Annotated in this window: 6 protein-coding genes; all 6 read left to right on the top strand. The window is 66.8% G+C overall.

What is annotated here, in order from left to right; all coding sequences use genetic code 11:
* Nucleotides 1-1,045, top strand: a 1,045-nt coding sequence (locus tag ACXJKR_RS17685; RefSeq protein WP_457323934.1) for a LacI family DNA-binding transcriptional regulator, incomplete at its 5' end; no start/stop codon positions are given.
* Between the two features lie 41 nt (nucleotides 1,046-1,086).
* A complete protein-coding gene (locus tag ACXJKR_RS17680; RefSeq protein WP_457323933.1) occupies nucleotides 1,087-4,029 on the top strand; it encodes a TonB-dependent receptor in 2,943 nt (980 codons plus the stop codon).
* A gap of 62 nt (nucleotides 4,030-4,091) precedes the next feature.
* Nucleotides 4,092-5,513 carry a glucoamylase family protein gene (locus tag ACXJKR_RS17675; protein WP_457323932.1) on the top strand — a complete coding sequence of 474 codons (1,422 nt, stop codon included), beginning with the start codon at nucleotides 4,092-4,094 and terminating at the stop codon, nucleotides 5,511-5,513.
* Between the two features lies 1 nt (nucleotide 5,514).
* A complete protein-coding gene (locus ACXJKR_RS17670; RefSeq protein ID WP_457323931.1) occupies nucleotides 5,515-6,786 on the top strand; it encodes a sugar ABC transporter substrate-binding protein in 1,272 nt (423 codons plus the stop codon).
* Nucleotides 6,783-7,679 carry a carbohydrate ABC transporter permease gene (locus tag ACXJKR_RS17665; RefSeq protein WP_457323930.1) on the top strand — a complete coding sequence of 299 codons (897 nt, stop codon included), beginning with the start codon at nucleotides 6,783-6,785 and terminating at the stop codon, nucleotides 7,677-7,679. The genes ACXJKR_RS17670 and ACXJKR_RS17665 overlap by 4 nt, the downstream gene beginning before the upstream one ends.
* On the top strand, nucleotides 7,676-8,333 hold a 658-nt coding region (locus ACXJKR_RS17660), incomplete at its 3' end, for a carbohydrate ABC transporter permease (protein ID WP_457323929.1). The genes ACXJKR_RS17665 and ACXJKR_RS17660, both read left to right, overlap by 4 nt.

Genomic DNA, 8,333 nt, shown 5'->3' with positions numbered 1-8,333 from the left:
GTCATCGCTTCCCACGGCGCCAACCTCTGACAACAAGATGACGGTCACCCCCGCCACGATCAAGGACGTCGCCCGCGTTGCCGGTGTGTCGGTCGCCACCGTTTCGCGCGCGCTCAACGGCGCCGAGAACGTGCTGCCGCACACGCGCCAGCGCATCGTCGAGGTCGCCCGCGAATTGCGCTATTCGCCGTCGGGGGCGGCGCGCAGCCTCATCACGCGACGCACCGACACCATCGGCGCCCTGCTGCCTGACCTGCACGGCGAATTCTTCTCCGAGCTGATCCGCGGCATCGACCAGGCCGCCCGGGCGCGCGGCCTGCATCTGCTGCTGTCGAGCTCCCACGACGATGCCAACGAGGCCGCGGCCGCGCTGCGCGCGATGAACGGCCGCGTTGACGGCCTCATCGTCATGTCGCCGCACGCCGACGACGATTTCCTGTCGCAGAACCTGCCGCCTGCCCTGCCGGCCGTGCTGCTGAACTCCGGCGTGCGCGGCGCGAGCCAGCGGGTCTTCGCCGTCGACAACTTCGGCGGCGCGCGCGCGATGACCGAGCACCTGGTGCGCAGTGGCCGGCGACGCATCGCTTTTCTCGGCGGCCCGCAGGCCAACTTCGAGGCGCGCGAACGCGAGCGCGGCTACCGTGCCGGCTTGGCCGTGGGTGCCGAGGCATGGCTGCTGGAGGGCGACTTCTCCGAAACAGGCGGCCAGCGCGCCGCGGCCGAGCTGCTGGCCCTGCCGGCGGGCCAGCGGCCCGATGCCGTCTTCGCCGCCAACGACATCATGGCCATCGGCCTGCTGGGTGCGCTGCAGGCCGGCGGTGTGCGCCTGCCCGAGGACATCGCGCTTGCCGGCTTCGACGACATCCCCATCGCCCGCTACGTCAGCCCGGCGCTGACGACCATGYACGTGCCCATTGCCGCGCTGGGCGGCCAGGCACTCGATGCGCTGGCCGACACCCTGGAGCGCAACGCCACCGACGCCGGCGCCACCGTGATGCCGGTGCAACTCGTTGTGCGGCAGTCGTGCGGCAGCGCCAAGACCTGATCCCGTCCAAACCACAGCACAACACAGGAGACAAGGACATCATGAGCACCCCGACCCCCCGCACCAAACCCAGACTTCTCACCCGCCATCTCTGCGCCGCCGGCCTGATCGGCGGGCTGCTGATGGCGGCCCTGCCCGCGCAGGCGCAGAGCGCCAGCGCCACCGTGCGCGGCACCATCACAGCGGCTGGCGCCACGGCGCCGGCAGGCACTGATGTCGTCGCCGTCAACAAGGCCAACGGCAATACCTACCGGACCAAGACCCTGCCCGACGGCAGCTATGTACTCGTCGGCCTGAACCCCGGCAACTACGAGGTCCGGGTGGCCGGTGCTGCCACCGGCAGTGTGGTTACGCTGTCCGTCGGCCAGAACGCGACGCTGGACCTCGGCAGCACGGACGCCAAGCTCGGCACAGTGGTGATCCAGGGCAGCGCGCAGCGCCAGGGCGTCATTGATTCGCAGGTCGGCACCACGGTGTCCAACAAGATGATCGAGGCCATCCCGCAGGCCACGCGCAACTTCCTGTCGGCAGCGGACTTCGCTCCCGGCGTGCGCTTCGACACCGACGCCAGCGGCAATACGCGTCTGCGCGGTGGCTCGCAAAACATTGACTCGGTCAATGTCTTCATCGACGGCGTCGGACGCAAGAACAACATCCTGCGCGGTGGCGTCAGTGGCCAGGACACCAGCCAGGGCAATCCCTTCCCGCAGGCAGCTATCGCCGAGTACCGCGTGCTGACGCAGAACTACAAGGCCGAGTTCGATCAGGTATCCAGCGTGGCCATTGCCGCAGTCACGAAATCCGGCGGCAATGAAACGCATGGAAACGTTTACGTCAATCGCACCGGCARCAACTGGACCTCATTGAGCCCGATTCAGGAGCGTGACAAGGCCAACAAGATCGAACCTCCTTCCTACAAGCAGATCGAAGGCGGCTTCAGCATCGGCGGCGCCATCAAGCCGGACGCGCTGCACTACTTCCTGGCCTACGACGGCAAGCAGATCGAGAAGCCGCGCCAGCTCACGGCGATGAACCTGGAAAAGTACCCGGGCAGTCCGGGCCTGATTCCCAGCATCGCAGCGCAGCAGGAGGCTTTCAAGGGGCAGTTCAAGGAGCATTTGGTGTTTGGCAAGCTGTCCGCCGAGATCGACGACCGCCAGCGCCTCGACCTTTCCATGACGCTGCGCAAGGAAACCAGCTATGCGGTGGACGGCGACCGTTTCGCATCGAGCACTGCCATCAACAACAACAACGATGAATCCCGCGTCGACCTCAAGCACGAGTACGCGGCCGACAGCTGGCTCAACGAGGCACGCATCGGCTGGGAGAGCACCAAATGGAATCCGCAGTCGGATTCGACCGATCCGCAGGTCCGCTACAAGTACTCGCCGACCGACCGTATCAACAACGTCCAGGACATCTTCTTTACTGGCGGCTCGCCCAACGCGCAGGACCGGCGCCAGAGTGGCGTCTACCTGAAGGACGACTTCACCTACACCGGTCTGAGGGGGCACGTCATCAAGACCGGCGTGCAGTTCAAGGCAATGAAGTACGAGCTCAGCGGCACGGCCAACCGTGTGCCGACCATCGAGACGGTGCTGAACACGACGACCGGCCAGCCCTACTACAACGGCTTGGCCTGCACGGGCACCAACGTCAACAGCAGCGGGCTGTCCAGCGACCAGTGCAACATCCGCCTGGYCATTCCCAGCGCTTCGGCGAGCTTCAGGAACAACCAGTACGGCATCTACCTGCAGGACGACTGGAAGCTGACCAAGCAGCTCGAACTCAATCTCGGCGCACGCTGGGACTATGAGGACAACATGCTAAACAACAGCTACGCGACGCCGGCCGACCGCGTAGCCATGCTGAATGCCCTGGACGGCCGCACCGTCGACGGCATCACTGCGCCTCCCGGCCAGACCTACGCTCAGACCTTGGCCAAGGCAGGCATCAACATCGCCGACTACATCTCCAGCGGTAGCTCCCGCAAGCCCTTCAAGGGGGCTTTCGCGCCGCGCCTGGGCGCGTCCTTCGACGTGCTGGGCGACAAGGCCACGGTCGTCTACGGCGGCTGGGGCCGMAGCTACGACCGCAAGATGGCCAATAACGCCATCGATGAATTGCAGAAGAACGCGGCACCCAACGGCGAGACCTGGCTGATCCGCAACGAGTTCAAGATGCCTTTCGCGGACCAGATGAGCCTGGGCGTGCGCCAGGCCCTGGGGCAATGGAACGCGGATATCGCCGTCTCCAAGATCCACGCCAAGAACCAGTTCATCTGGTTCCTTGGCAACCGGGACCCCAATGGCGGCTTCGGCAATACCAACTCGCTGGATCCGTTGTGGGGCGGCGCGCCGCGCAACTACGGCGCGCTGGTAATAGGCGACTTCGTCGGCCAGAACAAGGCGACCAGCCTCTTCCTGTCGCTGGAGAAGCCCTACACCCAGGCCAGTGGGTGGAGCATGACGGTGGCCTACACCTACACCGATGCCAAGACCACCAACGAGCAGTGGTCGGACGACATCTTCGACTGGACGTATGGCAAGGCCACGTATGGCTTCAATCCCACCAAGGACGCCGAGAAGCATCGCCTGGTGGTGGGCGGCTTGGTCGACAACCTGCCTTGGGGCATGCAGCTCTCCGGCAAGCTGACGGTAGGCGATGGGCAGCCGCGGCGCGTGCCCGACTGCCACAATGGTTTCCCGCAGTGCGTGGCCGTGGCTCGTGGCTCCGACACCTTCAAGCAATTGGACCTGGCGCTGGCCAAGAACTTCAAGGTGTACGGAGGGGACCTGCAGGTCCGGCTCGATGTGCTGAACCTGTTCAACACAGCCAACTGGGGCTACTACAACGACTGGGTCGGCGGTCCCTCCACCCCCCCGAAGAACGCGCTGGGTGGCGACAACCCCGACTTCGACACCCGCACCGGCGTGCGCGGCTCGATGCGGCAGTTCAAGCTGGGCGTGAGCTACTCGTTCTGATCTGAAAGCCCCGGGAGCCGGCCGCGCCGAGCGCGCGGCCGGCTCCCACAATCACCCCCATCATGAGTTTGCTGACCCGACGCGCCGTCCTGGCCCACGGCGCCGGCCTCGCCCTGGCCGCCAACCTGCCCAGCTGGGCCGAGGCGCCGGCGCAAGCCGCCGACACCTTCCTCGCCGACCTCGAGCGGCGCACCTTCGACTTCTTCTGGGAGACGACCGATGCCCGCACCGGCCTGGCGCCCGACCGCTGGCCCACCCCTTCATTCGCCAGCATCGCGGCCGTCGGCTTTGCGCTGAGCGCCTATCCCGTCGGCGTGGCGCGCGGCTACATCACGCGAGCGCAGGCCGCCCAGCGTACGTTGACGACGCTGCGCTTCTTCGCCGGCCTGCCCCAAGGCCCGGGCAAGACCGGCGTGGCGGGCCACAAGGGCTTTTTCTATCACTTCCTCGACATGAAGGAGGGCCTGCGCTTCGACCGCTGCGAGCTCTCCACCGTCGATACGGCTCTGCTGCTGATGGGCGCCCTGCATGCCCAGAGCTTCTTTGACGGCGAGCATGCCGACGAGGTCGCCATCCGCAAACTGGCGGACGAGCTCTATGGCCGCGTCGACTGGGCCTGGGCCCAGGTGCGCCCGCCGTCCATCAGCCACGGCTGGTCGCCGGAGAAGGGCTTCATCCGCAGCGACTGGAAGGGCTACAACGAGGCGATGCTGGTCTATCTGCTGGCACTCGGTTCGCCGACCCATCCGGTCAAGCCCGAGGCCTGGGACGCCTGGACCAGCACCTACGACCAGCAGAGTTGGGGCGAAAGCTACGGTCAGACCTTCCTGCGCTTCCCGCCGCTGTTCGGCCACCAGTTCACGCACTGCTGGGTGGACTTCCGCGGCATCCGCGACGCCTACATGCGTGACAAGGGCTTGGACTATTTCGAGAACTCGCGCCGCGCCACCTATGTGCAGCAGGCCTATGCCCAGGCCAACCCGCTGGGCTGGCAGGGCTACAGCGCCGAGGTCTGGGGCGTCAGCGCCAGCGACGGCCCGGCCGACATCTCGCTGCAGTACACCACCACCGCCGGCAAGACCGTGAAGCGCCGCTTCATCAGCTATGCCGGCCGCGGCATGGGCCTGCATGACGACGGCACGCTGGCGCCCTATGCGGCCGGCGGCTCCATCGCTTTCGCGCCCGAGATCGTCATCCCGGCGCTGATGGCCATCAAGGAGCGCTACCCGCACACCTGGGGCCGCTATGGTTTCTGGGATGCCTTCAACCCCAGCTTCAACTTCCCCGATGTGCGCCTCACGCATGGCCGCATCGAGCCCGGCAAGGGATGGGTGGACACCGACATGCTGGGCATCGACCAGGGCCCGCTGCTCGCGATGATGGGCAACCATCGCGGCGAGCTGGTGTGGCAGGCGATGCGCAAGAACGCCCACCTCATCAAGGGCTTGAAGCGGGCTGGCTTCACCGGAGGCTGGCTCGGCTGACATGCGCCGCCGTGACCTGCTCAGCGCTTCCGCCGCCGCGGCCCTGACCGGCTGTGCGCGTCACGATGGCACGACGACACTGCGCTTCTGGGCCATGGGCCGCGAGAGCGAGGTCGTGGCCGAGTTGATGCCAGGCTTCGAACGTGAACACCCCGGCGTGCGCGTCAAGGTCGAGCAACTGCCGTGGACGGCCGCGCACGAGAAGCTGCTGACGGCATTCGCTGGCGACGCCACGCCCGATCTGGCCCAGGTCGGCAACACCTGGCTACCCGAGATGCAGGCCCTGGGCGCGCTGGAGCCGCTGGAGCCTTGGCTGGCGCGCACGCCGGCACTGCAGGCGACGGACTATTTCGAAGGCGTCTGGGCCACCAACCTGGCCGGTGGCCAGCGCGTGGGCCTGCCCTGGTATGTCGACACGCGGCTGATGTTTGTGCGCCAGGATCTGCTGGCCAAGGCCGGCATCAAGGCCATGCCTGTGAGTTGGGATGACTGGCGCGCCGCGCTGGCGCGGCTGCGCGAGCAGGGCATGGACAAACCCATCCTGCTGCCGACCAACGAATCCGCGCCGCTGCTTGCCTTGGCCCTGCAGCAGCCGGGCGAGGTGCTGCGCGACGGCGGCCGCTATGGCAACTTCTCAGGCCCGGGCTTTCGCAAGGCTTTGTCCTTCTACCTGGAGCGCTTCCAGCGCGGCGAGGCGCCCGGCGTCAGCGAGGTGCAGATCGGCAACCTCTGGCAGGAGTTCGGCCGCGGCAACTTCGCCTTCTACATGTCGGGGCCCTGGGACATCGGCGAGTTCAAGCGCCGCCTGCCGGCCGAACTGGCCAATGCCTGGACCACCGCCGAGCTGCCTGGCCCGGACGGCCCCGGCGTTTCCATCGCCGGCGGCGCCAGCCTCGCCATGTTCAAGCGCTCGCGCCACAAGCCCGAAGTCTGGGCGCTGATCAGCTACCTGAGCCGGCCCGACGTGCAGCTCGAGTTCTACCGCCTGACGGGCGACCTGCCGGCGCGGCGCGGTGCCTGGGCCCTGCCTTTGAACGGCGCCACGCTGGCCGAGGACCGCCACGCCGCCGCCTTCCGCCGCCAGCTCGAGCGCGTGCGCGCGGCGCCGGCCGTGCCGGAATGGGAGCGCATCGAGAAGGAGATGCAGCTCGCGGCCACGCGCGCGGTGCACGGCGTGACCGACCTCGACACGACGGTGCGTTCGCTGGATGCCCTCGTCGACGGCATCCTGGAAAAGCGCCGCTGGATGCTGGACCGAAAGACCGCCGCATGAAGCACAGTGGTCGCGAATCCCTCGCCGCCTGGGCCTTCGCCGCCCCGGCGCTGATCGTCATCGCGCTGTTCTTTGGCGTGCCCGTCTTCGCCGGCCTTGCGTTGAGCCTCACCGATTTCGACATCTATGCGCTGGCCGACCTGCGCAACCTGCGCTGGCAGGGCTGGGACAACTATGTGCACGTGTTGAGCCTGCCGCTGTTCTGGAAGGCGCTGGGCAATACCCTCTACTTCGTCGTGCTCGGCGTGCCGCTGTCGATCGGCGTGTCGCTGGCCGCGGCCGTGCTGCTGCAGTCGAAGCTGGTGCGTTGCAAGCCGCTGCTACGCACGGCACTGTTCGCCCCCGTGGTGACCACGCTGGTCGCCGTCGCCGTCATCTGGCGCTATCTCTTTCACGTCAAGTACGGTCTGGTGAACTACACGCTGCAGTCCCTGGGCCTGGACCCCGTCGACTGGCTGGGCGACCCGCACTGGTCCATGCCCACCATCATCCTGTTYGCCGCCTGGAAGAACTTTGGCGGCAACATGATCATCTTCATCGCGGCGCTGCAGGCCGTGCCCCACGACCTGTACGAGGCCGCGCGGCTGGACGGCGCGCGCAGCTGGGCCCAGTTCCGCTACATCACGCTGGCCAGCATCGCGCCGACGCTGCTGATGGTCACCATCCTGACAACGGCCGGCTATTTCCAGCTCTTCGCCGAGCCCTATGTGATGACCCAGGGCGGGCCACTGCAGAGCACGGTCAGCGTGCTCTACCTGATGTACGAAGAGGGCTTCAAGTGGTGGAACCTGGGCCTGGCCTCGGCGGTGGCCTTCGTGCTCTTCGTCGTCATTGTGGTGGTCAGCAAGGGCCTGATCGCTGTGCAGCGCCGGCTGACGGGGGAGGGCGCATGAAGCCCAGGAGCCTTCTCATCAACGGCCTGCTGTGGGCCTTTGCGGCGCTGGCGGCCTTCCCGCTGGTGTGGATGGTGTGTGTGTCGCTGATGCCGGCCGGCAGCGCCTCCAGCCTGCCGCCGCCGCTGGTCCCGCACGACCCGACGCTGGTGCACTACCGCCAGTTGCTCGGCGACGGTGGCTTGAAGCGAGCCTTCGTCAACAGCCTGGGGCTGGCCGTGGTGAGCACGTTGATGTCGGTGAGCTTCAATACGCTGGCGGGCTACTCGTTCGCCAAGCTGCGCTTTCGCCACCGCGAGCGGGTGTTCGGGCTGCTGATCGCGGCGCTTGTCATCCCGGGGCAGGTGGCGATGCTGCCGCTGTTCCTGATGCTCAAGGGCATGGGCCTGGTGAACACATGGATGGGCGTGCTGATTCCCAGCATGGCGGGGATCTTTGGCATCTTCCTTGTGCGGCAGTACGCGCGAGGGGTGCCGGATGAATTGCTGGAGGCGGCTCGGTTGGATGGGGCAGGGGAGGGGCGCATCTTCTGGAACATCGTGCTGCCGACGTTGAAGCCGGTGTTGGTGACGCTGGCGGTGTTTGCCTTTTTAGGAAGTTGGAACGACTTCATGTGGCCGTTGATCGTGTTGACGGATGGCGAGATGCACACGC

Source organism: Roseateles sp. P5_E11 (genome assembly GCF_054049355.1).
The sequence above is the reverse complement of the archived record's forward strand: the minus strand, read 5'-3'. Positions and strand labels throughout refer to the sequence as shown.